The sequence below is a fragment of the Cellulomonas sp. A375-1 genome, assembly GCF_001040865.1.
Lineage (GTDB): Bacteria > Actinomycetota > Actinomycetes > Actinomycetales > Cellulomonadaceae > Cellulomonas > Cellulomonas gelida.
This window is the reverse complement of record NZ_LFKW01000132.1, coordinates 55,425-77,443: the sequence shown is the minus strand read 5'-3', so window position 1 is coordinate 77,443 and position 22,019 is coordinate 55,425. Positions and strand designations below refer to the sequence as shown.

General features: G+C 71.7%; 28 protein-coding genes and 1 pseudogene. 10 read left to right on the top strand and 19 right to left on the bottom strand.

The window, feature by feature from the left end; all coding sequences use genetic code 11:
- Nucleotides 1-2: 2 nt before the first annotated feature.
- The 7 genes from ftsX to chvE all read right to left on the bottom strand — a co-directional run bounded on the left by ftsX (nt 3) and on the right by chvE (nt 8,059).
- Nucleotides 3-920, bottom strand: coding sequence for a permease-like cell division protein FtsX (ftsX, locus tag CWIS_RS13840; protein ID WP_048343884.1), 918 nt, complete (start codon nt 918-920; stop codon nt 3-5).
- Nucleotides 921-931: 11 nt separating this feature from the next.
- Entirely contained in the window at nt 932-1,621 is a 690-nt protein-coding gene (ftsE, locus tag CWIS_RS13835; RefSeq protein ID WP_048343883.1) for a cell division ATP-binding protein FtsE, read from the bottom strand.
- A 200-nt stretch (nt 1,622-1,821) separates the two neighbouring features.
- A complete protein-coding gene (locus CWIS_RS13830; protein WP_048343945.1) occupies nt 1,822-2,592 on the bottom strand; it encodes an ATP-binding cassette domain-containing protein in 771 nt (256 codons plus the stop codon).
- Between the two features lie 71 nt (nt 2,593-2,663).
- Complete coding sequence (locus CWIS_RS13825) at nt 2,664-3,866, bottom strand: ROK family transcriptional regulator (RefSeq protein WP_048343882.1); 1,203 nt, start codon at nt 3,864-3,866, stop codon at nt 2,664-2,666.
- 49 nt (nt 3,867-3,915) lie between these two features.
- A complete protein-coding gene (gene mmsB, locus CWIS_RS13820) occupies nt 3,916-5,148 on the bottom strand; it encodes a multiple monosaccharide ABC transporter permease (RefSeq protein ID WP_048343881.1) in 1,233 nt (410 codons plus the stop codon).
- Complete coding sequence (mmsA, locus tag CWIS_RS13815; protein ID WP_048343944.1) at nt 5,145-6,665, bottom strand: multiple monosaccharide ABC transporter ATP-binding protein; 1,521 nt, start codon at nt 6,663-6,665, stop codon at nt 5,145-5,147. The genes mmsB and mmsA overlap by 4 nt, the downstream gene beginning before the upstream one ends.
- A gap of 239 nt (nt 6,666-6,904) precedes the next feature.
- Nucleotides 6,905-8,059: a multiple monosaccharide ABC transporter substrate-binding protein gene (gene chvE, locus CWIS_RS13810; RefSeq protein WP_048343880.1), complete on the bottom strand. Its 1,155-nt coding sequence runs from the start codon at nt 8,057-8,059 to the stop codon at nt 6,905-6,907.
- A 302-nt stretch (nt 8,060-8,361) separates the two neighbouring features.
- Between chvE and CWIS_RS13805 the strand changes: the two genes are divergently transcribed.
- Entirely contained in the window at nt 8,362-9,360 is a 999-nt protein-coding gene (locus CWIS_RS13805; protein WP_048343879.1) for a LacI family DNA-binding transcriptional regulator, read from the top strand.
- Nucleotides 9,361-9,748: 388 nt separating this feature from the next.
- Here the strand turns inward: CWIS_RS13805 and prfB are convergent, their stop codons facing one another.
- The 12 genes and pseudogenes from prfB to CWIS_RS13745 form a co-directional block, all read right to left on the bottom strand.
- On the bottom strand, nt 9,749-10,861 hold the full coding sequence (prfB, locus tag CWIS_RS13800) for a peptide chain release factor 2 (protein ID WP_048343878.1): 1,113 nt from the start codon (nt 10,859-10,861) through the stop codon (nt 9,749-9,751).
- Nucleotides 10,862-10,916: 55 nt separating this feature from the next.
- Entirely contained in the window at nt 10,917-11,330 is a 414-nt protein-coding gene (locus tag CWIS_RS13795) for a hypothetical protein (protein ID WP_082156481.1), read from the bottom strand.
- 131 nt (nt 11,331-11,461) lie between these two features.
- On the bottom strand, nt 11,462-11,938 hold the full coding sequence (locus CWIS_RS13790; protein WP_048343877.1) for a hypothetical protein: 477 nt from the start codon (nt 11,936-11,938) through the stop codon (nt 11,462-11,464).
- 29 nt (nt 11,939-11,967) lie between these two features.
- Nucleotides 11,968-12,321: a TadE/TadG family type IV pilus assembly protein gene (locus CWIS_RS13785; RefSeq protein WP_255318464.1), complete on the bottom strand. Its 354-nt coding sequence runs from the start codon at nt 12,319-12,321 to the stop codon at nt 11,968-11,970.
- Nucleotides 12,322-12,380: 59 nt separating this feature from the next.
- A complete protein-coding gene (locus CWIS_RS13780) occupies nt 12,381-12,635 on the bottom strand; it encodes a hypothetical protein (protein ID WP_141368618.1) in 255 nt (84 codons plus the stop codon).
- Nucleotides 12,636-12,752: 117 nt separating this feature from the next.
- Nucleotides 12,753-13,685: a type II secretion system F family protein gene (locus tag CWIS_RS13775; protein WP_048343876.1), complete on the bottom strand. Its 933-nt coding sequence runs from the start codon at nt 13,683-13,685 to the stop codon at nt 12,753-12,755.
- On the bottom strand, nt 13,682-14,542 hold the full coding sequence (locus tag CWIS_RS13770) for a type II secretion system F family protein (RefSeq protein WP_048343875.1): 861 nt from the start codon (nt 14,540-14,542) through the stop codon (nt 13,682-13,684). Before CWIS_RS13770 ends, CWIS_RS13775 begins: the two co-directional genes overlap by 4 nt.
- Before the next feature lies 1 nt (nt 14,543).
- A pseudogene (locus CWIS_RS13765) lies at nt 14,544-15,329 on the bottom strand (CpaF family protein); the annotation flags it as partial.
- Nucleotides 15,330-15,348: 19 nt separating this feature from the next.
- Entirely contained in the window at nt 15,349-16,803 is a 1,455-nt protein-coding gene (locus CWIS_RS13760; protein ID WP_048343874.1) for a recombinase family protein, read from the bottom strand.
- Between the two features lie 2 nt (nt 16,804-16,805).
- Entirely contained in the window at nt 16,806-17,273 is a 468-nt protein-coding gene (locus CWIS_RS13755) for a hypothetical protein (protein WP_048343873.1), read from the bottom strand.
- Nucleotides 17,270-17,671, bottom strand: coding sequence for an ImmA/IrrE family metallo-endopeptidase (locus tag CWIS_RS13750; RefSeq protein WP_048343872.1), 402 nt, complete (start codon nt 17,669-17,671; stop codon nt 17,270-17,272). Before CWIS_RS13750 ends, CWIS_RS13755 begins: the two co-directional genes overlap by 4 nt.
- Nucleotides 17,672-17,894: 223 nt before the next feature.
- Nucleotides 17,895-18,380, bottom strand: coding sequence for a hypothetical protein (locus CWIS_RS13745; protein ID WP_048343871.1), 486 nt, complete (start codon nt 18,378-18,380; stop codon nt 17,895-17,897).
- Nucleotides 18,381-18,525: 145 nt separating this feature from the next.
- On the opposite strand from CWIS_RS13745, the gene CWIS_RS13740 reads away from it, so the two are divergent.
- From CWIS_RS13740 to CWIS_RS17785, 9 genes are all read left to right on the top strand, one after another.
- Complete coding sequence (locus tag CWIS_RS13740; protein WP_156186666.1) at nt 18,526-18,780, top strand: helix-turn-helix domain-containing protein; 255 nt, start codon at nt 18,526-18,528, stop codon at nt 18,778-18,780.
- A gap of 77 nt (nt 18,781-18,857) precedes the next feature.
- Nucleotides 18,858-19,262, top strand: a complete 405-nt coding sequence (locus CWIS_RS13735) for a hypothetical protein (protein WP_048343869.1) — start codon at nt 18,858-18,860, stop codon at nt 19,260-19,262.
- Nucleotides 19,262-19,663, top strand: coding sequence for a hypothetical protein (locus CWIS_RS13730; protein WP_048343868.1), 402 nt, complete (start codon nt 19,262-19,264; stop codon nt 19,661-19,663). The genes CWIS_RS13735 and CWIS_RS13730 overlap by 1 nt, the downstream gene beginning before the upstream one ends.
- Complete coding sequence (locus CWIS_RS13725; RefSeq protein ID WP_048343867.1) at nt 19,660-19,932, top strand: hypothetical protein; 273 nt, start codon at nt 19,660-19,662, stop codon at nt 19,930-19,932. The genes CWIS_RS13730 and CWIS_RS13725 overlap by 4 nt, the downstream gene beginning before the upstream one ends.
- Nucleotides 19,929-20,231, top strand: a complete 303-nt coding sequence (locus CWIS_RS13720) for a hypothetical protein (protein WP_048343866.1) — start codon at nt 19,929-19,931, stop codon at nt 20,229-20,231. The genes CWIS_RS13725 and CWIS_RS13720 overlap by 4 nt, the downstream gene beginning before the upstream one ends.
- Entirely contained in the window at nt 20,228-20,554 is a 327-nt protein-coding gene (locus CWIS_RS13715; protein ID WP_048343865.1) for a hypothetical protein, read from the top strand. The genes CWIS_RS13720 and CWIS_RS13715 overlap by 4 nt, the downstream gene beginning before the upstream one ends.
- Before the next feature lie 11 nt (nt 20,555-20,565).
- Nucleotides 20,566-20,937, top strand: a complete 372-nt coding sequence (locus CWIS_RS13710; RefSeq protein WP_048343864.1) for a hypothetical protein — start codon at nt 20,566-20,568, stop codon at nt 20,935-20,937.
- Nucleotides 20,930-21,250, top strand: a complete 321-nt coding sequence (locus tag CWIS_RS18120) for a WhiB family transcriptional regulator (RefSeq protein ID WP_082156472.1) — start codon at nt 20,930-20,932, stop codon at nt 21,248-21,250. Before CWIS_RS13710 ends, CWIS_RS18120 begins: the two co-directional genes overlap by 8 nt.
- Nucleotides 21,247-21,945 carry a ParB/RepB/Spo0J family partition protein gene (locus CWIS_RS17785; protein ID WP_053071747.1) on the top strand — a complete coding sequence of 233 codons (699 nt, stop codon included), beginning with the start codon at nt 21,247-21,249 and terminating at the stop codon, nt 21,943-21,945. The genes CWIS_RS18120 and CWIS_RS17785 overlap by 4 nt, the downstream gene beginning before the upstream one ends.
- The last annotated feature ends 74 nt before the right edge of the window (nt 21,946-22,019 follow it).

Sequence of the window (22,019 nt, the reverse complement as noted above, 5' to 3'; positions counted from 1 at the left end):
GCTCACACCTTCGTGTAGCGGCTCAGGGTCACGAGCGAGGAGATGGCGGCCAACAGGATCCCCGACGCGACCAGCAGCGGAGCCACCGTGAGCACGTCGGAGGTCGTCACGTACGGGATCCAGGAGACGGTACCGCCCAGCCAGTCCGTGACCAGGTACTGCACACCCAACCAGAGCCCGCCGACAGCCATGAGCGAGCCGATCGTCGCGGCGATCGCCCCCTCGAGCATGAACGGGAGCTGGATGAACATCGTGGACGCGCCGACGAGCCGCATGATGCCCGTCTCACGCTTGCGCGAGAGCGCCGAGAGCCGGATGGTCGTCGTGATGAGCAGGACCGCCGCGATCAGCATCACCGCGGCGAGGCCACCCGTGAGCAGCGTCGCGCGGTCGATCACCAGGAACAGCCGATCGAACAGGCGCCGCTGGTCCTGCACGGACTCCACGCCCTGCCGCCCGGACACGACGTCCGCGACCACCTGGTACTGCGACGGGTCGGTGAGCTTGATCCGGAACGAGGAGTTCATGTCCTCGACGGTCGCGACCGAGGCCCACGACTGGTCGCCGAACTGCTTCTTGAAGGAGGCGAACGCCTCCTCCTTGGTCTCGAAGAAGATCGGCTGGACGATCAACGGCGCGACCTCGGGCTCGTCGAGCGCGTCGCGGATCGCCTGCTTCTGGTCCTCGGTGACCTCGCCGCCGGCACACGTGGGCTCGGGCGACGTCGCCGGGCAGAGGAAGACCGAGACCTCGACCTTGTCGTACCAGTCGTCCTTCATCTTGTCGATCTGCAGCTGCAGCAGGGCAGCGCTCCCGACGAACGTGAGCGAGACGAACGTGACGAGGATGACCGAGATGGTCATCGACAGGTTCCGACGAAGACCGATGCCGATCTCGGAGAGGATGAATCGCAGTCGCACGGCCGGTCCCCTCAGCGGTCCGAGCCGTAGACGCCGCGCGACTGGTCGCGCACGAGCTCGCCCGTCGACAGCTCGACCACGCGCTTGCGCATCTGGTCGACGATCTCGTCGTCGTGCGTGGCCATGACCACGGTGGTGCCGGTGCGGTTGATCCGGTCGAGCAGGCGCATGATCCCCAGCGAGGTGGTCGGGTCGAGGTTGCCGGTCGGCTCGTCGCACAGCAGGATCTGCGGCCGGTTGACGAACGCGCGCGCGATGGCCACGCGCTGCTGCTCGCCACCGGACAGCTCGTGCGGGCGGCGCTTCTCCTTGCCGGCCAGCCCGACCATCTCGAGCGTGTCCGGGACGGTCGCCAGGATCTGGTGCCGCGGCTTGCCGATCACCTGCAGCGCGAACGCGACGTTCTCGAAGACGCTCTTGTTCGGCAGCAGCCGGAAGTCCTGGAACACCGCGCCGATCTGTCGGCGCAGCTGCGGGACCTTCCACGACGACAGCGAGCCGAGCTCCTTGCCCGCGACGAACACCTTGCCCGCGGACGCCCGCTCCTCGCGCAGCACGAGCCGCAGGAACGTCGACTTCCCCGACCCGGACGCCCCGACGAGGAACACGAACTCGCCGCGCTCGACGTCCAGCGACACGCCGTCCAGCGCGGGCCTGGCGCCGCGCGCATAGACCTTGGTGACGTTCTCGAACTTGATCACGCTGCTCGCTCTGGCTGTCCGGCGGCGGGTCCGCACGACGTGACCGGGGCACGCCCCGGCCGCCGAGCGGTGCCCGGCTCGTCGAGACTAGGCACCGGGCCCATGAGCCCGGCGGGCCGACACGCCGTGCAGACGCGGAGGTCGCGTGAAGGTCGTTCCGGACGCGCGAGGACGAACGCGCCGAAGTGCGGACGAACCGGTCAGCGCAGCGCGTGCAGGCGCGGCGAGCGACGCACCGTGGCGCCGGTGATCGCCGCGAGCACCTCTTCGTGGCTCGTCGTCGCGGCGTCGAACGTGCCGTTGTTGCGGCCGTGACGCAGCACCACGATGCGGTCGGACACCGCTCGCACGTCCGTCATGTTGTGGCTGATGAGGATGACCGCCAGCCCCAGCTCGCGCAGGCGCTCGATGTGCGTGAGGACCTCGGCCGTCTGGGCCACCGAGAGCGCGGCCGTCGGCTCGTCGAGCACGACGATGCGCGGGTCACCGATGAGCGTGCGCGCGATCGCGACCGACTGCCGCTGACCCGCCGACAACGTCGACAACGGGGTGCGGGCCGACGGGATGCGGCTGTTCAGCGCCTCCAGCACGCGGCGGGCCGTGGCCTCCATGTAGCCGTCGTCGCGCAGCCCGCCCCGGCGGACCTCACGGCCCAGGAACAGGTTCCCCGTCACGTCGAGGTTGTCGCACAGCGCGAGGTCCTGGAAGACCGTCGCGACGCCGAGCGTCCGGGCGGCTGCGGGAGTCGGGATCGACGTGGGCTCGCCGGCGATCTCGATGAGCCCCGAGTCGGGCGTGTACGCGCCCGCGACGACCTTGGCGAGCGTCGACTTCCCGGCGCCGTTGTCACCGACGAGCGCGACGACCTCGTGCGCGAACACGTCCAGGTCCACACCGGCGAGAGCTTCGACCGCGCCGAAGTTCTTGCTGATCCCCCGCATGGACAGCAGGGGGACGGGCGATGGGCTCATCGTGATCACCTGCTCCACGTCGTCGTGCTGCTGGTCAGTGAAGTCTCCCACTCGTCGGCCGTCAACGGTCGTCATCCGAGCCCCTCCACGTCGACCGTCTCCTCGACGCGCAGCGGCACGTCCGTGGACTGCACCGCCAGCGCCAGGGCGCCCACCATCTCCGCGCGGGTGCCGAGGCTCGCGCGCACCACCTCGAGCGGCGCGATGCGGTTGGGCAACGCGTGCCGCAGCAGGGCCGCGCGCAAGGGCGCCACCAAGGTCTCCCCCGTCTCCGAGAGCTCGCCGCCCACCACCACGACCTGCGGGTTCACCGCCAGCACGAGCCCGGCGAGCGCGGCGCCGATCGCTGCCCCGGCCTCCGCGACGACGTCGCCGCAGCGCTCGTCGCCCTGGTTCGCGCGCTGCACGATGTCCCGCAGGCTCGCGATGCCGGGCACCGGTCCGACGGCCTCGAGCAGCGCGCCCGCGCCGACGACCGTGTCGAGACAGCCGCGGCGCCCGCACCGGCACAGCTCGCCGTCGGGCCGGACCGTCAGGTGCCCGATCTCACCCGCGGTGCCCGCGAAGCCGCGCAGCACCTGGCCGCCGAGCACGATCCCCGCGCCCACGCCGTACGACGCGCGCAGGAACAGGCAGTCGGCGCGGTCGCGCGCCGCACCGGCGCTGAACTCGGCGAACGCGGCCAGGTTCGCGTCGTTGTCGACGTACACCGGCAGGCCCAGACGCTTGGAGAGCACCTGGCCCAGGTGGACGTCGTCCCAGCCGGGCATGATGCCCTCGACCGAGATCATGCCCGTGGCCGAGTCGACGGGCGCGGGCACCCCGACGCCCATCCCCACGATGTCCTCGAGCGAGGCGCCGACCCGCTCGAGCAGGTCGACGACGAGCAGTGCGACGCGGTCGAGCGTCGTGTCGACCCGGTGCTCGACCGGGAGCGGCAGGGTCTGCTCCGCGAGGATCTCGTGCGAGAAGTCGCCGAGCGCGACACGCAGGTTCCGGTGCCCGATCTGGATCCCGGCCGCCAGACCGACGCGGCGGGCGAGCGTGACCATCTGGGCACGCCGCCCGCTGCGCGTCGTGGCGACGGTGTCGACGACCCCCGCGGCGTAGAGCTCGCGGACGATCGTCGACACCGTCGCCTGGGACAGACCGGTGGCCTCGGCGAGCTCGACCTGCGTGAGACCGCCGTACCGCTTGACCGTCTCGGCGACGAGCTGGCGGTTGGCCTCACGAAGGGACGACTGGGAGCCGGCCGTGCCTGCTCGCCTGCTCACGCTCGCACCTTAGTGTTCGTCGACGGTTCTCCTGGTCAGCTGACGAGTGTCAGCTGGTGCCGGCGCGTCGCTTGTTGATGAGGTCGAACGCCACCGCGGCCAGGAGCACGAGGCCCTTGATCGCCTGCTGCCACGACGGGTCGACCGACATGATCGACAGGCCCATGTTGAGCACGCCCATGATGAGCGCACCGACGATGGCACCCGAGATCCGGCCGATGCCGCCCGTGACCGCCGCACCACCGATGAAGCACGCGGCGATCGCGTCGAGCTCGAAGTTCTGCCCGGCGGCGGCGACGGCGGCACCACCACGGGCCGTCGTGATGATCGCCGCGATACCGGCGAGGGCGCCGATGTTCACGAAGATCATGAAGTCGACGCGCTTGGTGCGCACGCCCGACAGGCTCGCGGCGGGCCGGTTGCCACCGACCGCGTAGATGTGCCGGCCGAAGACCGTGCGGCCCATGAGGAACGTGTAGACGACGATCAGCACGCCGACGATGACCAGGATGATCGGCATGCCGCCGGCCGACAGCGACAGCAGGACGGCCAGGAAGCCGACCGCCACCGCGACGGCGACGAGCTTGCCGATGAACAGGCCGAGCGCCTCGACGTGCAGGTCGTGCTTGCGCAGCTGCATGCGGGCGCGGAGCTGCGCGACGGCGAACGCCGCGATCGTCAGGGCACCGATGACGAGCGTCACGACGTCCATGTCCGAGGTGAAGCCCAGGAAGTTCGGCAGCGAGCCGGACACGATCGAGTTGAACGAGTCGTTGTTGACGCGGATCGTCTGGCCGACGACGACGAGCGCGAGCCCGCGGAAGATCAGCATGCCCGCCAAGGTGACGATGAACGCTGGGATCCCGACGTACGCGATCCAGAAGCCCTGCCAGGCCCCGATCGCGGCACCGATCACGACGCCGAGGATGACGGCCAGCCACCACGGCAGGCCCCAGTCGGAGATCGAGACCGCGATGATCCCGCCGACCACGGCGACGACCGACCCGACGGACAGGTCGATGTGCCCGGCGACGATCACCATCACCATGCCGATGGCCAGGACCATGACGTAGGCGTTCTGCTGGAACAGGGCGACGACGTTGTCCGGCTTCAGCAGACGGCCGTCGGTCAGACCCTGGAACAGCAGGATGATGACGATGAGCGCCGCGAAGATGCCGTACTGCCGCGCGTTGCCGCCCAGGCCCGACAGGCGCTGGCTCAGCGGGATGCGCGCCTGCTCGCCGGGAGGCATCGCAGGGGCAAGGTTGGTGTCGGTGCTCATCGGGGAGTCACGTCCTTCTCCATGGTCATGTAGTGCATGAGTCGCTCCTGGGTCGCGTCCTGCCGGGCGACCTCGCCCGTGATGCGGCCCTGGGACAGGGTGTAGATGCGGTCGCAGATGCCGAGCAGCTCGGGCAGCTCCGACGAGATCACGATGACGCCCTTGCCGGCGTCAGCCAGCCTGTTGATGATCGTGTAGATCTCGTACTTCGCGCCGACGTCGATACCGCGCGTCGGCTCGTCGAGGATGAGCACGTCCGGGTCGGAGAAGATCCACTTGCTCAGCACGACCTTCTGCTGGTTGCCGCCGGACAGCTTGCCGACGAGCGCCTCGACGCTGGGCGTGCGGATGTTGAGGTCCTTGCGGAACCGCTCGGCGACCTTGAGCTCTTCGTTGCGGTCGATCACGCCTCGCTCGGAGACCTTGGAGATCGCCGCACCCGAGACGTTGTCGCGGATCGTCGAGATCAGGTTCAGCCCGTAGTGCTTGCGGTCCTCGGTCGCGTACGCGATGCCGGCCTTGATCGCCGCGCCCACGGTGTGCAGGGTGACCTGCTGACCGTCCTTGAACACGCGACCGGAGATGTGCGACCCGTAGGACCGCCCGAACACCGACATGGCCAGCTCGGTGCGCCCGGCACCCATCAGGCCCGCGATCCCGACGATCTCGCCGCGCCGCACGTTGAGCGAGGCACCGTCGACGACCTTGCGGGACTGGTCCAGCGGGTGGTGCACGGTCCAGTCCTCGATGCGCAGGACCTCGTCGCCGATCGTCGGCGTGTGCTCCGGGAACCGGTGGTCGAGCGAACGACCGACCATCCCGCGGATGATCCGCTCCTCGCTGACGTCCTCGCCGTGCATGTCGATCGTCTCGATCGTCTGGCCGTCACGGATGACCGTGGTCGTGTCCGCGATCGCCTCGATCTCGTTCAGCTTGTGGCTGATGATGATCGAGGTGATGCCGAGGTCACGCAGACCGCTGATCAGGCCGAGCAGGTGCGCGCTGTCCTCGTCGTTCAGCGCCGCGGTCGGCTCGTCGAGGATCAGCAGCTTGACCTCCTTCGAGAGCGCCTTGGCGATCTCGACCAGCTGCTGCTTGCCCACACCGATGTCGATGATGCGCGTGTCGGGCCGCTCGTCGAGCCCCACGCGGGCGAGGAGCTTGGCGGCCTCGGAGTTCGTGTGGTTCCAGTCGATGACGCCGCGGGCGGACCGCTCGTTGCCGAGGAAGATGTTCTCGGCGATCGACAGGAACGGCGACAGCGCGAGCTCCTGGTGGATGATCACGATCCCGACGTGCTCGGAGTCCCGCGTGCTCTTGAACTCCGCGGTCCGGCCTTCGAAGACGATGTCTCCGTCGTAGCTCCCGTGGGGGTACACCCCCGAGAGCACCTTCATCAGGGTCGACTTGCCGGCCCCGTTCTCACCGCAGATCGCGTGGATCTCGCCCCGCCGCACGGAGAGGTTCACGTCGGAGAGTGCGAGCACGCCGGGGAAGCGCTTGGTGATGCCCCGCATCTCGAGGATGTGCTCCGGTGCCGCGGCGCCCGTTCCCGGAGCGTCCTGCGGTCCTGCTGTGTTGCCCGGTGCTGCCGTGGCGCCCGGTCCTGCTGTGGTGTCCATCTCGTCCTCGGTCCTTGCCCGGTCACGACCGGTCCGCCCTGGCGGACCCTGACGGTGCCGCCTGAGGGCGGCGCCCCGACGGGCCGCCGCCGCACGATCGTGCGTGTGCGGCGGCGGCCTGCGTCAGGTTCGGGTCACAGACCCAGGTCAGAGGCCTTGTAGAAGCCCGAGTCGACCAGGTCCTTCTCGACGGTGTCCGGCGTGACGACCAGCGGGTCGAGCAGGAGGGTCGGGACGACCTTGACGTTGTTGTTGTACGTCTCGTTGTCGTTCGTCGTGACCTCCTTGCCGCTGGTGATCTCCTCGACCATGTTCGCGACGGCGTCGCCGAGGGCGCGCGTGTCCTTCCAGACGGTCATGGACTGCTTGCCCGCGAGCATGTTGAGCACGTTGGCCTGGTCAGCGTCCTGACCGGTCAGGACCGGCCAGCCCTCGCCCGCCTTGTAGCCGGCGCCGGTGAGCGCCTGCGCGATGCCGAGAGCGAGCGAGTCGTTCGGGGAGAGGACGACCTCGACCTTGGTGTCGCCGCCGTAGAACGAGTTGAGGCGGTTCTCCATCTCGGACTGCGCGTCGTCCGAGCCCCAGCCGAGGATGCCGATGTTCTTCCACGCGTCGTCGGTGGCCGGCGCCTTGCCCGAGGGCACGACGAGCTTGCCGCTGTCGACGTACTGCTTGAGGATGTCCCAGGCGCCCTGGAAGAAGAACTTCGCGTTGTTGTCGTCCGGCGAACCGGCGAACGGCTCGAAGTTGAACGGGCCCTTGCCGTCCTTCAGGCCGAGGGCGTCCTCGATGAACTGGCCCTGGAGCTGGCCGACCTTGTAGTTGTCGAACGTCGCGTAGTAGTCGACGTTCGGCGTCTCGTTGATGAGGCGGTCGTACGCGATGACCTTGACGTCCTTCGCCGCGGCCTGCTCGAGCACCGGGCCGAGGGTCGTGCCGTCGATCGAGGCGATGACGAGCACCTTGGCGCCGTCGTTGATCATGTTCTCGATCTGGCTGATCTGCTGGTCGGTCTTGTTGTCCGCGTACTGCAGGCTCGTCTCGAAGCCAGCGGCCTCGAGCAGCTCCACGAGGTGCGAACCGTCACGGTTCCACCGCTCGAGCGCCTTCGTCGGCATCGCGATGCCGATGAGGCCGCCGCCCCCGTTCGCCGCGTCAGTCGCGGCGTCAGTCGCGCCGCCCGTCGCGGCCGGCGGCGTGTCGCGCTCGCTGCTGCACGCCGCGAGCGAGGTGGCGAAAAGGCCGGCGGTCGCGATCGCGACCGCCACCTTCTTCCAGGTCTGGGACATCGTCGTCTACTCCTCTGGTACATCCTCTGGGGAGCGTCGGGCCGACGACGATGCCGGTCCCGCATGGGTGAGCCGCCGATGGTTCACCACCCCGAGGTGACGGTTGAATTCAAGACTCAAAGCCATGACAGCGCAAGTGGCGTTATCAAAGTGTGTCCTTCCGCGTGTTGGGCGTGATCTGCGCGTGACCAGATACGTTCGCTTCACGATGCGAAGTCATCCGATGTGTCCTGCGTCACACTCCCGGGTTACGCCCGTTCGAACCTGCCCCGATCCGCGCCGCAACCGGGACAATCGGCGCTGTGCCAGTCACCATCCGCGACGTCGCGCAGCGGGCCGGGGTCTCCAAGACCACCGTCTCGCGCGTCCTCAACGGCCGCGACGAGCTCGACGAGCGCACCGCCGAGCGGGTCCGCGCGGTGATCGCGGAGCTCGGCTACGTCCCGAGCGCGCGGGCTGTCGCATTCGCCCGCGGCTCGACGCACATCGTCGCGATGCTCCTGCCCTCGCTCACGTGGCCGTGGATCGGCGAGGTCGTGCAGGCCGCCATCGAGGCCGTCGAGGACGAGGGCTACGGGATGCTCGTCTTCACCACCACGCAGGGCGACGAGTCAATGCGACGGTTCGCCGAGCACGTCTCCGCGCGCGCGTTCGACGGGCTGCTCGTCGTCGAGCCCGGGGGCACGCTCGACTACATCACGCGCCTGCACGAGGACGGCCTGCCCGTCGTGCTCGTCGACGACCGCGGGCACGAGCCGATGTTCGGGTCCGTCGCGACGACCAACCGGCTCGGCGCTCTCGCCGCCGCCCACCACCTGCTCGAGATCGGCCGGCGCGAGCCCCTGGTCGTCAGCGGCGACCCCCGGTTCGGGTGCGTGCAGGAGCGCCTCGCGGGCTTCGCCGAGGGCTTCGGCGCCGCCGGGCTCACGCTCGACCCGCTGCGGGCGGTCGAGGGCGACTTCACGTTCGAGTCAGGGCAGGCCGCGGTCGCCCGCGCGCTCGAGGCGGGGCTGCACTTCGACTCGCTGTTCGCGCACAACGACACGATGGCGACGGGTGCCATGGCCGAGCTGCGCCGTGCGGGACTGCGGATCCCCGACGACGTCGCCGTCGTCGGCTTCGACGACCTGCCGTCCGCCGCCCAGACCGACCCGCCGCTGACCTCGGTGCACCAGCCCATCCGCGAGATGGGTCAGGCCGCCGCGCGTGCCCTGCTCGCGAGCTTCCGCGGCACCCCGGTCCCGCGCGAGCCGATCGTCCTGCCCACGTCGTTCACGGTCCGCGCCTCGACCGTCGGCTGACCGGTCCCCACCCCGACCCCACCCCGACCCCACCCCGACCGCGACACCGACCCCGAGCACGCGCTCCGTGCTCTCCGCGCACCCAGCACCCGACTGCTCCGCGACCCAGCGCCTGCTCCGGCCAAGGCCGCCCACACCCGGAGCAACCGCAGCCTCAGCCCCCACCACCGACGCGACCCAGCACCTACTCCGGCCAAGGCCGCCCACACCCGGAGCAACCCCAGCCTCAGCCCCCACCACCGACGCGAGCCAGCACCTGCTCCGGCCAAGGCGCCCCACACCCGGAGCAACCGCAGCCTCGGGCGAACCGTGCGCGGTCCCCGCAGGCTTCGCCGGGGTGCTCCGCGGACTGGCCGGGCACCTGCTGGCCCGGCGGAGGCCCGTGGGGTCAGGCGGAGATCTCCTGGGCGCGGCGCCAGCGGACGCCCGCCTCGATGAAGTCGTCGATGTCGCCGTCGAACACCGCGGCCGGGTTGCCGACCTCGTGCTCGGTACGCAGGTCCTTGACCATCTGGTACGGCTGAAGCACGTACGAGCGCATCTGGTCGCCCCAGCTCGCCTTGATGTCGCCCGCGAGCTCCTTCTTGGCCGCGCGCTCCTCCTCCTGGCGGACCAGGAGCAGGCGGGACTGCAGGACGCGGAGCGCCGCGGCTCGGTTCTGGATCTGGGACTTCTCGTTCTGCATCGACACGACGATGCCCGTGGGGATGTGCGTCATCCGCACCGCGGAGTCGGTCGTGTTGACCGACTGCCCACCGGGGCCAGACGAGCGGAACACGTCGACCTTGATCTCGGACTCGGGGATCTCGATGGAGTCCGTCTGCTCGATGAGCGGGATGACCTCGACGGCCGCGAACGACGTCTGACGCCGTCCCTGGTTGTCGAACGGCGAGATGCGCACGAGGCGGTGCGTGCCGGCCTCGACGGACAGGTGCCCGTAGGCGTACGGCGCCTTGACCTCGAACGTCGCCGACTTCAGCCCGGCCTCCTCCGCGTAGGAGGTGTCGAGCACGGTCGTCGGGTAGTTGTGCCGTTCGGCCCAGCGCAGGTACATGCGCAGCAGCATCTCGGCGAAGTCGGCCGCGTCGACGCCGCCCGCACCCGAGCGGATCGTGACCACGGCCTCGCGCTGGTCGTACTTGCCCGCGAGCAGCGTGCGGATCTCGAGTGCGTCGAGGTCCTTGCGGATGGCGACGAGCTCGGCCTCGGCCTCGGCCATCGTGTCCTCGTCGCCCATCTCCTGCCCGAGCTCGACAAGCGTCTCGAGGTCGTTGATCCGGCCGGCGAGCCGGTCGACGCGCTCCAGCTCGGCCTGCGTGGCGGACAGCGCGCTCGTGACTTTCTGCGCGGAGTCCGGGTCGTCCCACAGGTCGGGGGCGGAGGCCGCCTCGGAGAGCTGCGCGATCTTCGCCCGGAGCGCGGTCGGGTCGCTCACCGCCTGGATGGACGCCAGGGTGGTGCGCAGATCACGGATCTCAGCGGGAAAGTCGGTGGTGGCCACAACGAGTCAGGTTACCGGCACCCGGGGCGTCTGCCGACGAGCCGCTGTTCGGCGCTCAGTCCGCGGTCGCGCTGGACGTGGCCTCGATGACCACTCCGTCGGACCACGCCGCGAGCACCCACGCGGTGGCCGCGGGACGCACCCGCGCGACGATGGACACCCGGGCGGTACGAGCTCCCGTCGCCGTCGCCTCCTGGACCGCGACCTGGCGCCACCCGCGCGTCTGCCCCGGGTGCTCCGCGAGGTAGGACTCGACCGCGTCGCGCACGGATGCGTCCGTGACCCGGATCCGCGCGTCGCCCTCCTCGCCGTAGTACACCTCGTCGCGGATCGAGTCGGCCGCCTCGAGCGCCAGGAGGTCCGCGAACGCGACGAGCCTCTTGTGCTCCAGGTGCACCTGGGCAGCGGACGCGACCACGAGGATGAGCAGCACCGCGAAGACGACGACACCGATCGTCAGCACCAGCACCTGCCCACGCTCGGCCGCACCTGTCCGCCCGTCTGCACCGGTCCGCCCGGCGCCCTCGCCACCACACTCGTCGTCGAGACGAGCTCGCAGCGCGCCGCCGCGACGAGCGACCCACGCACGCACCCCGCCCGTCACCGGACGCTCCGGAACTCGTCGACCACCGCGACGTGCCGCGCGCTGACGGGCACCTCGAGCGGGACGACGTCGCGCACGAACCCGGGCACGAAGGGCAGCGGGACCACGACCTCGACGCGCGCCTCGACGTGCGCGTCGGGGCGCAGGCAGGGGTCCTGCTCGCACACGATCGCGAGCGCCTCCGACGGGTCGTCGTCGAACCCCTGGTCGGCGAGGGCGACGCCGGTGACCGCGACCGCGCGCGCGGCGGCGGACTCGGCGTCGTCGGCCGCGACGTACGCGCGTGCCGCCTCGCGCGCCGCGCCCTCGACCGCGTAGCTCGCGGCCTCGATCCGGGCGAGGACCAGGACCAGGTACACCAGCGGGACGAGCAGCACGAGCGACAGCCCGAGGAACTCGACGACGGCGTTCCCGGCGTCCTCGCCACGGCCCGCAGACCCGGCCGTCCAGCGAGCGCGCAACCGTGCGCACACCCGACACCCTCGCACTCCCGCGCGACCGCTCACGGCAGCGAGTCCTCGGCGATCGCATGACCCGTGACCGTCAGCCCGCCCGCCGGACCGAGCAGCCCGATGACCGGCAGCGGTGCGCGGACGCGCACCTCGACCAGCTCGACGCCGTCGCGCGAGACGGCCGTCGCGTCGACCTCGCCCGCGTAACGGTCGGCGAGCGACCCCCGCACGAGCTCGCGCGTGCGCTGGGCGCCGTCCGACGGCGAGCGTCCGACGAGCGCCCCGTACCTGGCCCCCTCGGACGCGCTGTCGATCAGGGTGTTGCGCACATGCAGCGCGAGGGTGAGCTGCACGATGCCGAGCACCAGCAGCAGGACGAGCCCGCCGACCAGCACGAAGTCCACGACAGCACTCCCGTGTTCGCTCCCGTCACCGCACCGCGAGACGCGCCCGTGCCGCGGTGTCAGCCGTGCACGCCCTCGACCGCGTCCTGGAACAGGTTCTCGAGCAGGGGCTTGGCGAGCACCCACAGCGCGGTCACGATCCCGGCGGTCATCAAGGTCACGAGCACCCACCCGGGCACGTCGCCGCGGTCCGGCCGGCCAGCGGCGAGCACCCGCTGCCCCAGCCACGCGTGCGAACGCGCCGTCCACCTCAGAGGCACGTCCCGCAGCGTCGTGCGGTACCGACGCGCCCTCGCGCGGCCTGTCCTGATCATGTGCTCCTCCTTGTCTGCGCGCCCCACCGCTCGGCGGGGCGGGCTCGAGCTGCGGCCCCGAGGGCCGGGTCTCGTCGGTCTTGTCGGTCTCGTCGGTCTTGGAGGTCTCGTCGGCCGTCACAGGCCCACCCGCAGCAGCACCGCGCTCGGGAAGACCGCGAACGCGACCGTCACCGGGAGGATGAGGAACACCACCGGGATCATCATCAGCACCTCCTTGCGGCCGCCGGTCTCCATGAGCACGCGTCTGCCCTCCTCGCGGACGTCCTGCGCCTGGGCACGCAGCACGTCCGCGAGTGGCGCGCCCCGCTCGACCGCGACCGCCACCCCCTCGGCGAACCGCGCCAGCGCCGGGATACCCGTCCGGTCCGCGAGCCCGTCGAGCGCCTGGGTGATGGGCAGGCCCGCACGCGCGTCGGCGAGCGTGCGCTCGAGCTCGACGCTGAGCTCGCCGTGCGTGCTGCGCGTGACGCGCTCGAGCGCGCCCAACGCCCCTTCACCCGCACCGACGGCGAGAGCGAGCAGCTCGGCGATGGTGGGCAGCTCGGCCACGATGCGGCCCTCACGTGCGCGGACCTGGCGACCGAGCAACCAGTCCGGGACGAGGACGCCCGCGAACCCGCACACGCCGACCAGCACGAGCAGGGCGATCGTCGCCGAGCCGCGCGTGGCTGCCAGGACCAGCGCGAGTGCGAGGCCCGCGGCGAGCCCGAGCGCCCCGGAGACCACTTGGCCGGCGCGGAACTGCTCGACGGTCTCGAGCCGGCCGGCCCGTACCAGCCGCCGAGCGAGCTCCGCGGTGGGCGAGCCGACCCGCGCCACGAGCCGGACCCCGTCGGTGAGCACGGGAGCGACGAGTCGCTCGAGGACCGGCACGGGCCCGCGCACGACGGGCGAACCGAGCAGCCGCGAGCCGATGCGTCGCGGCCGCAGGTAGGGCGCGAGCCGTTGGTCGAGCGTGATCCGGCGTGCGCGCACACGCGCGATCACGACGAGCACGCCACACGCCGCGAGCAGCCCCGCGAACGCGCCCTGCACGACGGGGCTCATCGCAGCACCCGCGGATCCTCGGGCAGCCGCGCGACGCGCAGCATGGCCGCGTACGCGATCACGGTGCACGTGGCGCCCGTGAGCAGCACGACGAACCCTGCGGGGGTGTCGTAGGCGGCCGCCGCCTCCGTGCGCGTCGAGAGCACCGCGAGCACGATCCAGGGTGCGGCGGCAGCCAACCGGGCCGCGTACACGGTCCAGCTCTGCCGCGCCTCGAGCTCGCCACGGGTCCGCACGTCGTCGCGCAGGAAGCCCGACAGCGTGCGCAGCAGCCGCCCGAGGTCCGTCCCGCCGACGTCGCGGGTGATCCGCAACGCCTCGACGATGCGGTCCGCGACCGGGTCGGCGAGGCGCGCCTTGAGCAGGTCGAGGCTCTCGGTGAACCGGCCCGTCGCGCGGTAGTCCTCGCCGAACGCCCGGAATTGCGCGCGCAGCTCGACCGGCCCGCGCTCGCCGACCTGCGCGACGGCCTCGGGCAACGACAGCCCGGCACGGATCCCCGAGGCCAGGTGGTCGACGACCTCCGGCCACAGCTGCCGCAGGCGGGACCGGCGCCGCCGTGCCCGGCCGCGCACGATCGCCAGCGGCCCCGCGGCCGAGAACGCCGAGAAGAACAGCGCCACGGTCGGTGCCCGCGTCAGCGCGACGGCGAGGACGAGGGTGACCACCGCGAGCAGCACGCTCGCCACGACGAGCCCGCCCGGCGTCACGCCGTGGACACCCGCCTGGACGAGCTCGTCCTGCACCCGGGCGCTCCACCTCCCGGCACGCGCGTCGGACGACGCGGCCCGCGGCCAGAACGACCACCACACGCACCCCACGCCCGCGCCCAGCACGAGTCCCACGACGACGTCCACGTCACCCCCTCGACCGCAGGAGCGCCGCGAGGTCGACCCCGATGCGCGCGAAGCGCTCGGGGTGAGGCGGGAAGCCGTCGGCACGCACGAGCCTGTCGTCGCGCCACGCGAAGATCTCCGCGGTCTCGACCACGCCCTGCTCGGTGCGCCCCGGGATCGCGAGGACCTCACGGACGCGGCGCCGGCCACGCGCGTCGTGCCCCAGGTGCACGACGAGGTCCACGCACGAGGCCACCGTCGGGACGACGAACCGGTCGGAGACGTTCTCGCCGGCGAGCAGCGGCAGGGTGCACAGCTTGGTGACCGCCTCGCGCGCCGAGTTGGCGTGGATGGTGCACATCGCGGGGACGCCCGCGTTGAGGGCGATGAGCAGGTCGAGGGCCTCGGCCTCGCGCACCTCGCCGACCAGCAGGCGGTCCGGGCGCATCCGCAACGCCTCCTTGACCAGGCGCCGCAGCGGGATCTCGCCGGCGCCCTCGAGGTTCGGCTGCCTGCACTGCATCGCGACCCAGTCGCGCGCGGCCAGCCGCAGCTCGAAGACCTCCTCGCAGGAGATGACGCGCTCGCGCACGGGCATCGCCCCCGCCAACGCGTTGAGCATCGTCGTCTTGCCGGCCTGCGTCGCGCCCGAGACGAGGACGTTGAGGCCCGCGCGGACCGCGGCAGTGAGGAACGTTGCGGCGTCGGGCGGCAGCGAGCCGAGCGCGACGAGGTCGTCGAGGTGGTCCGCGCGCACCACGTACTTGCGGATGTTGACGACCCAGTGGGTGCGCGTGACGTCCGTTAGCCGTGACCGGCGACAGTCGTCAGAACAGCGGCACGACCAGGGCGGTCCGGGCGGCGCAATCGACCTCGACGCGGTCGACGAGCGCGCGCAGCGCGGCGCGCTGCCCTTCGACGTCGAGGTCAGCCCAATCGTCGAGGAGCCGCTGCGCAGACGCGGCCGGGTTCGCAGGGCGTCGCACGGCGACGTCCTTCACGGCGTCGAGCTGGGTGGCGATCCGTGCACGCCGGGCGAGGATCTGGTCGCGGGCGGCGGTGTAGGCGGCGACGGGGACGACGTCGGCGGCGAGCTGCTCGGTGAGGTTCACGAGCTGCCGGTCGAGGGTGGTGATGTCGCGGGCGAGGCGCTGCAGCTCGAGGTCGGCGTCGACGGACGCGGCCGCGGCACGCTCGGCACGCTGCGCGGCGCCGTCGACGTCGTCGGCGACGCGACGCAGCCAGTCCATGACGGCCGTCTCGACGACGGGCAGGGCGAGCGACCACTGGCCCTTGCCGGTGTGGTTGCCCTTGCCGAGCGACGTGCACCGGTAGGAGAACCAGGGCCGCGGGGACCGGGTCTGCTTCGTGATCGAGAACCCCGTCATCGGCTCCCCGCACGCGGCGCAGCGTGCGATCCCGGACAGAAGGTAGGTCCGCTGCCCGGTGCGTTCCGCGGCGCGACGGGCACGCTCACGCCGGTACGCCTCCCACGTCTCGACGGGCACGACCCCGTCGTGCGCGCCCGGGTGCACCTGCCCGCGGTAGGTGATGAGCCCGGCGTGCACGGGCGACTCGAGCAGCTGCAGCACCGTCTGGTCGTTCCAGGTGTCGCGGTGCATCGGCTTGTGCCCGCCGGCGTTGAGCCACGCGGCCAGGGTGCGCCCACCGGCGCCGGCGAGGTACCGGCGGTACAGCTCGACGATCACGTCGCCCTTGTCGCCGTCGAGCTCGGCCGGTCCCGCGGCCGACCAGCGCCACCCCCACGGGAGCTTGCCGCCGGGTGGGAGGCCTCGTGCGACGCGGGACGCCTGGACTTCCTTCCAGACGGCGCCGATGTTCTCGGCCTCGAACGCTGCGAGCTCGGCGAGCATGCCGCGCGCGAACCGGCCGGCGGGTGTGCGCTCGTTCGGCTCCGTGGCGGACTCGAGACGCCCGCCGGCGGCTTCGAGGCGGTCGATCGCGACGGCCCAACGGCGTCGGTTGCGGGCCGCGCGGGAGAACTTCCACACGACGACGACATCGACGTCGCCACCCTCGATGCGGTCGATCGCGGCGTCGAGGCGCGGCCACCAGGCGGAACGGGCACGGGACCCTGACTCGTCGGTCGCTTCGACCCACCCGACGATCGTGTACCCGGCGCGTGCGGCGTGGTCGGCGATCGCGGTGCGCTGGATGTCAGGTGAGAGCAGGGCGTCGCCGCGGCCTCGCTCGTCGGACACGCGGATCATCCCGAGCGCGCGCGGCGGCGTCTCGGGAACTGCCGCGAGGTGACGGGTCACGGTCAGCCTTGCGTCGGCGGGGCGGGAGGTTCCCACGGCTCGCGCCCGGGCGCCGGCTCTGACTGGCCCGGGCCAGGCGCCGATCCCTGCGTGGCCGAGTCTCTAGCCACCGCTGCGAGCCTGTCCGCCGCGACACGGCGCGCCTTCTGCGCTCGCCGATACTCCTTCTCTGCGGCGCGGGCGTCCGCGATCTCGAGTTCGGCGAGGTGGCGGGCGGCGACGAGCCCGGCGAGGTCGACGTTGACGGCCATCTGCCACACCCCCCAGCACAGCGTGACGAGACCGCCGAGCACGGTGACGCCGCCGATCAAGACCACGCCCTTGCCCGTGTCGTCGTCGGAGTATCCCGACTCCAGAAGGCCCCGCACGGCTGACTGCTGGCCGAGCTGGAACACGAACTGGCCGACGACGAGCAGCACGATGCCCGTCACGACGGTCCCCGCTGACCTCTTCCACTCCTTGGATCTCACGCTGTCCTCCTGGGTGCCGGAACGTAGTTGAGCAGAGCATCGCGTGCGGCCTCGACGACGTACAGGGCGACGCCGAGCTCGCGCGCGATCGCGCCGGGGTGCGGGCCGACGAGCCGCTCGGCGGTCGCGTACTCGACGGGGTCGATGAGGAGCCTGGCGGCGTGCAGGTTGGCGCGGCGCTCCTGGGCGGCGTGCTCGCGGGGGTCGTCAGTCCAGGTGTCGCCGTGGTGGTGGTGCCCGAGTTCGTGCGCGAGCGTCGAGCGCTGCAGGACGGTCGACATGCGCGGGTTGAGGGTGATCAGCCGCGGCCCGGCACGGTACTCGCCGCGCCGCCGGCCTAGGTCGCGCCACGTCACGCGGGCGCCTTCACGCTCGGCCAGCTCGAGCAGTTCGTCCACCTGTCATCTCCCCCCTGACGACCTGTCATCGTCATCGTCGACGTCCGATCAAACCTTGAGGGTCCGACACGGGTCGGCGCGATCCGTCATGAACGTTCCTGCTGGTCACGGATTCGCACCGCGGTCAGCGATGACACATGACAGGTTCCTTCCGGTTGACCCGCCTTACGTGCGCGAGCACGCGAGGGCGAGAGCGGAGAACCGCTCCGCGAGGGGCGATCCGTCATGGGTGGCGCTCAAGGGCCTCGTCTTCGCCCTCGTGGTCCGCGCCTTCGTCGGCGACCGCCGGCAGCGCTTCGAGCTCGACGTCAAGGTCGGGCCGCCCGAACGCGACGTCGATGACCGGGGCGAACCGCTGCGGTGCGGCGGGCGGCAGGCCGGCCTCCTGGCGGTCCGCGGCGTCGGTCTCCTCGCGCTCGAGTGCGCGCCCGAGGAGCTCCTCGAGCAGGACCCGCTCCGGGACGGTGTCGAGCGCGTCGACCGCGGCGACGCGGCGCACGTCGTGCTGCTCGAGCATGCCGAGCTCGAGGAGCGCCTCGGTGGGTGAGGCGCCGACGTGGCGTGCCGCGCGGATGACCTCGTCGGCGTCCAGGCCCTCGCGTAGCCGGCGGGTGAGCGTCGCGATGGACACGCCGGCGGCGACGGCAACCTCCTCGCGGGTCATCCCCGGTCGGTAGCGGCGCAGGTAGGAGATCAGGTCGGTGGTCACGCACCGATTCTAGGATCAATTCTGATCATCTGCATAGAGGCGCGGGCGTCTGACCTGCGCTCTAGAGGGTGAAGTGCACGCCTCTGTGATCAGATTCGAGCCGCGACGCTTGCATTCTTGATCATCCATGATCATGCTTGAGCCCATGAAGCCCATCCGCCCCGCAACGCTGCGCCTCAGGGCTGAGGTGATCCGCACCGCCATGGCGTCGCACGGGATCAGCAGCCAGGAGCAGCTCGCGGAGGAGATCGGCGTCGGCCGAGCAACCGTCGTTCGCGCATTCGCCGGCGACGCCCCGGGCAGCGCGCTCATCGCCGGCATCCGCCTGCGACTCGGCCTCGACCTCGACGACTTCCTCGAGGTGATCCCGGCCCGCAAGGCCGCACGCAAGTCCGCCTGAACACGACGAAGGCCGGCCCCGCGCCAACGAGAACCGGCCCACGTCGATCGAACCATCGATCGAAAGGAAGCGTACCGATGCCCACCAGCAACGGCACCCGACGGATCACCGCCATCCCGGCGGGCCGCGACCGCGACGGGAAGCCCCTCCGGCCCCGCGAGTTCACGATCGACCGCGGCCCCGAGGACTGGGGAGACGGCCGGTCCCGCATCTTCGCCGAGAACGCCAGCCACCAGCACCCGAACGGCGCGAACGTCTTCACGCCCATCGTGGTTCTCACCGCCAGTATCGAAGCGAAGCAGGACCGCAAGGAGTGCGTCCAGCGCGCCGGCGAGGCGATCGCCGCGGCTCGCGCCCGACAGGCCGCGCGCAGCGTCCAGGACGCGGCGCGCGCCGCACACCGGCCCGGCGGGCCGTCGATCGCCGAGCTCGAGCAGCGCATCGCGGCCCGCCGCGCAGCGCAGAGCGCAGAGGTGGCGTGATGCTGCGCCTGTTCCGCCGCCACCCCGCCCCCGCGCGTCCCCGCACCGTGCGCACCCACACCACCACCCCGGCGTTCCGCGCCGTCGCGGCCGAGCGCGGGTTCGTCCCGGACGCACCGCCGTTCGACCAGGACGCCCAGGCGACCGCGGTTGCTGAGCTCGCCGCCCTCGCCCGCCCGATCCAGCGCGGCGACACCGACCTCGAGGCCGGACTCCGCGTTGCCGGGATCCCCGTGCACGACACGCACCCGGCCGCGTCGTCGGTCGCCGGCCTCGCCTCGTTGCGGGCGGGCGCTGCCGCGCAGGGCACGCTGCGCGTCGTCGACGACCAACGGCTCGCCCCGGTCGTGCTGCTCGAGAACCGTCGCGCCGAGGTCGAGCGCCGAGGCGGTGCCCGATGAGCACCACCCGCGCGCAGGCGAGCGCGACCTCGGTCGTCACGGTCACGTTCGACCGCATCGGACGCAGCAGCGACGTCCCGCCGCTGCCCGTCGAGCTCAACGTCCAGGCGCCGAACGCGGCGGACCTGCTCGCTGAGGCGGTCTGGAGGTACGCGGGCAAGTTCCTCGTCAGCCGGGACTACGCCGTCGACCTCGACCTCACGACCGGGCGCGGCAACATCGGCTGGGGCCGGTTCGGCTCGTTCACCTTCCCGGCGGTGACTCGATGAGCACCCGCCTGCTGTCCTCCACCCTGCAGGACGCCGCCGACCGGCTCCTCGACATCGACGCATCCACCGTCCCGCTCGGTCTCGACGAGCTCGTGGCCGCGCTCGAGCACGCCGCCGTCCTGGCCGCCGAGCACGAGCACGCCGCCGCCCACGGCGTCGTGCGCTCCGACTTCGGGCACCACGGCGAGCCCGCGTACCCGCCGCTCGTCGACCTGCTCGGGAAGGCCGCAGCCGCCTACGAGCCGCCCGTCGTCATCCCGGCGCTCGCCCCCGACGAGACCCCCGGAGGTGCGCGATGAGCGCGCGCACCCGACGCGTCGCGGACGGCGACCTCCTGCACAAGCTCGACGCCGCCGAGCGACACCAGTACGACCTCCCCCGGGGCGGTCGCCCGCGTGCCGGCACGACCGTCACCCTCTACCGGCTCGGCGGCACCTGGTCGGTGTGGTCCGAGGGCCCCGACGTCGGCACGTGGTGGCTGCGCCCGACCGACGCGATGGCACGTGAGCTCGTCGAGCTGCTCACCGACAAGCCGACCCGCGGGATGCCCACCGTCACACGCGTCGCGTCCGGGTCGATCGCGGTCCTCTCGAAGGAGATCCGCCCGGCAGGTGCCCGATGAGGACCTTGCCGATGAGTCGCATCGACGTCGCCGCCAAGGACGTCCGAGCCGGTGACATGGCTGAGCACCGCGGCGGCCACCTGGACCCGCGCCTGGTCGCCAAGGTCGATCACGAGGCAGGGAGCGTCTGCCTCTGGCTGGGACCCCACGCGAGCGCCCCCCTGCCCATGCGGAACTACCGGTTCACCCGCTCGCACCCGATCGTCGCGCACCCCCGCATCCCCGTGAGCACGCTGCCCGACGGTCGTCACGAGGCGACCTGCCAGCACTGCCCGTGGACGAAGGCCACGAACGCCACCACGAAGGCAGAGATCGAACTCGACGTGAAGCACCACCGGTGGCAGCACCGGCAGGGCCTGATCGAGGTGACGCCCCGTGGCTGAGCTCCGCTCCCGCACCCTCACCCGCCAGACCGGCGCCGTCGCCGGCCGCTACAGCGAGCCGTGGCAGGCGCGCGCCGCCTGCGCGTCGCCGGACGTCGACGGCGAGCTCTTCTTCATCCCTTCCGAGGAGCGGCCGGGAGCCGACCGACGGGACCGCATCGAGACCGCCAAGTCCATCTGCCGCACGTGCCCCGTCCGCGCCGAGTGCCTCGCCTACGCGCAGACCACCCGGCAGAACGCGGGGATCTGGGGCGGTCTCGACGAGGACGAGCGCGCCGAGCTGCGTCGCCAGCGCCCGGGAGGTCTGCCGTGACCCTGCCGATGATCCCGATCGAGCGGATCCACCAGAACACCGCGAACATCCGCGGCGACCTCGGCGACCTGACCGAACTCGCCGCCTCTATCCGTGAGGTCGGGCTCCTGCAGCCGCTCGTCGTCACACCCTCCGGTGACGGGTGGCTCATCCTCGACGGGCACCGCCGGCACGCCGCGGCGAAGCTCGCCGGCGCGCGTGCCCTGCCGTGCCTGGCGTCCAAGCGCGGCGACGTCGACGGGCAGATCTCAACGATGCTCGCCGCGGCGATGCACAAGCAGCTCGAGCCGATCGACCAGGCGCGCGCATTCGCCCGCCTGCGGGCCCGGCGTATGACCGTCGCGAACATCGCCCGCCGCACCGGGTACGCCACCTCGACCGTCCAGCAGCGGCTCCTGCTCATCGACCTGCCCGACGAGGTCCAGCAGATGGTCGCCACCGGGAAGGTCGGGCTCGGTGAGGCGACACGGCTCGCCCGGGAGGTCCGTGACCGCGGCTCCGGCAGCACCCGGCACCGGGTCGCACGCGGCGCGGCCTGGTTCGGTCGCACGCACCGTCTCGCCGCGACCGTGCGCGCGGCGTGCGACCACGACGAGCGCACGAAGGTCGGCGGCGTCGGGTGCGGGCAGTGCTGGGAAGCGGGGATCCGCGCGGACGAGCGCGACCGGCTCGTCGAGGCGGTGACGCCGTCGTGACGACGACGCTACAGCCCGGGCGGCCGCGCATGACCACGACCGCGGGACAGTCCCGCACCGAGGCGGTCGTCGAG

What these genes read in the sequence shown, in the direction of transcription:
- chvE (WP_048343880.1), bottom strand. Translation starts at nt 8,059, where the DNA reads ATGTCCCAGACCTGGAAGAAGGTGGCGGTCGCGATCGCGACCGCCGGC.
- mmsB (WP_048343881.1), bottom strand. Translation starts at nt 5,148, where the DNA reads ATGAGCACCGACACCAACCTTGCCCCTGCGATGCCTCCCGGCGAGCAG.
- mmsA (WP_048343944.1), bottom strand. Translation starts at nt 6,665, where the DNA reads ATGCGGGGCATCACCAAGCGCTTCCCCGGCGTGCTCGCACTCTCCGAC.
- CWIS_RS13720 (WP_048343866.1), top strand. Translation starts at nt 19,929, where the DNA reads ATGAGCACCCGCCTGCTGTCCTCCACCCTGCAGGACGCCGCCGACCGG.
- CWIS_RS13775 (WP_048343876.1), bottom strand. Translation starts at nt 13,685, where the DNA reads ATGAGCCCCGTCGTGCAGGGCGCGTTCGCGGGGCTGCTCGCGGCGTGT.
- CWIS_RS13730 (WP_048343868.1), top strand. Translation starts at nt 19,262, where the DNA reads ATGCTGCGCCTGTTCCGCCGCCACCCCGCCCCCGCGCGTCCCCGCACC.
- CWIS_RS13735 (WP_048343869.1), top strand. Translation starts at nt 18,858, where the DNA reads ATGCCCACCAGCAACGGCACCCGACGGATCACCGCCATCCCGGCGGGC.
- CWIS_RS13710 (WP_048343864.1), top strand. Translation starts at nt 20,566, where the DNA reads ATGAGTCGCATCGACGTCGCCGCCAAGGACGTCCGAGCCGGTGACATG.
- CWIS_RS13830 (WP_048343945.1), bottom strand. Translation starts at nt 2,592, where the DNA reads ATGAGCCCATCGCCCGTCCCCCTGCTGTCCATGCGGGGGATCAGCAAG.
- CWIS_RS13780 (WP_141368618.1), bottom strand. Translation starts at nt 12,635, where the DNA reads ATGATCAGGACAGGCCGCGCGAGGGCGCGTCGGTACCGCACGACGCTG.
- CWIS_RS13740 (WP_156186666.1), top strand. Translation starts at nt 18,526, where the DNA reads ATGAAGCCCATCCGCCCCGCAACGCTGCGCCTCAGGGCTGAGGTGATC.
- CWIS_RS13725 (WP_048343867.1), top strand. Translation starts at nt 19,660, where the DNA reads ATGAGCACCACCCGCGCGCAGGCGAGCGCGACCTCGGTCGTCACGGTC.
- CWIS_RS13715 (WP_048343865.1), top strand. Translation starts at nt 20,228, where the DNA reads ATGAGCGCGCGCACCCGACGCGTCGCGGACGGCGACCTCCTGCACAAG.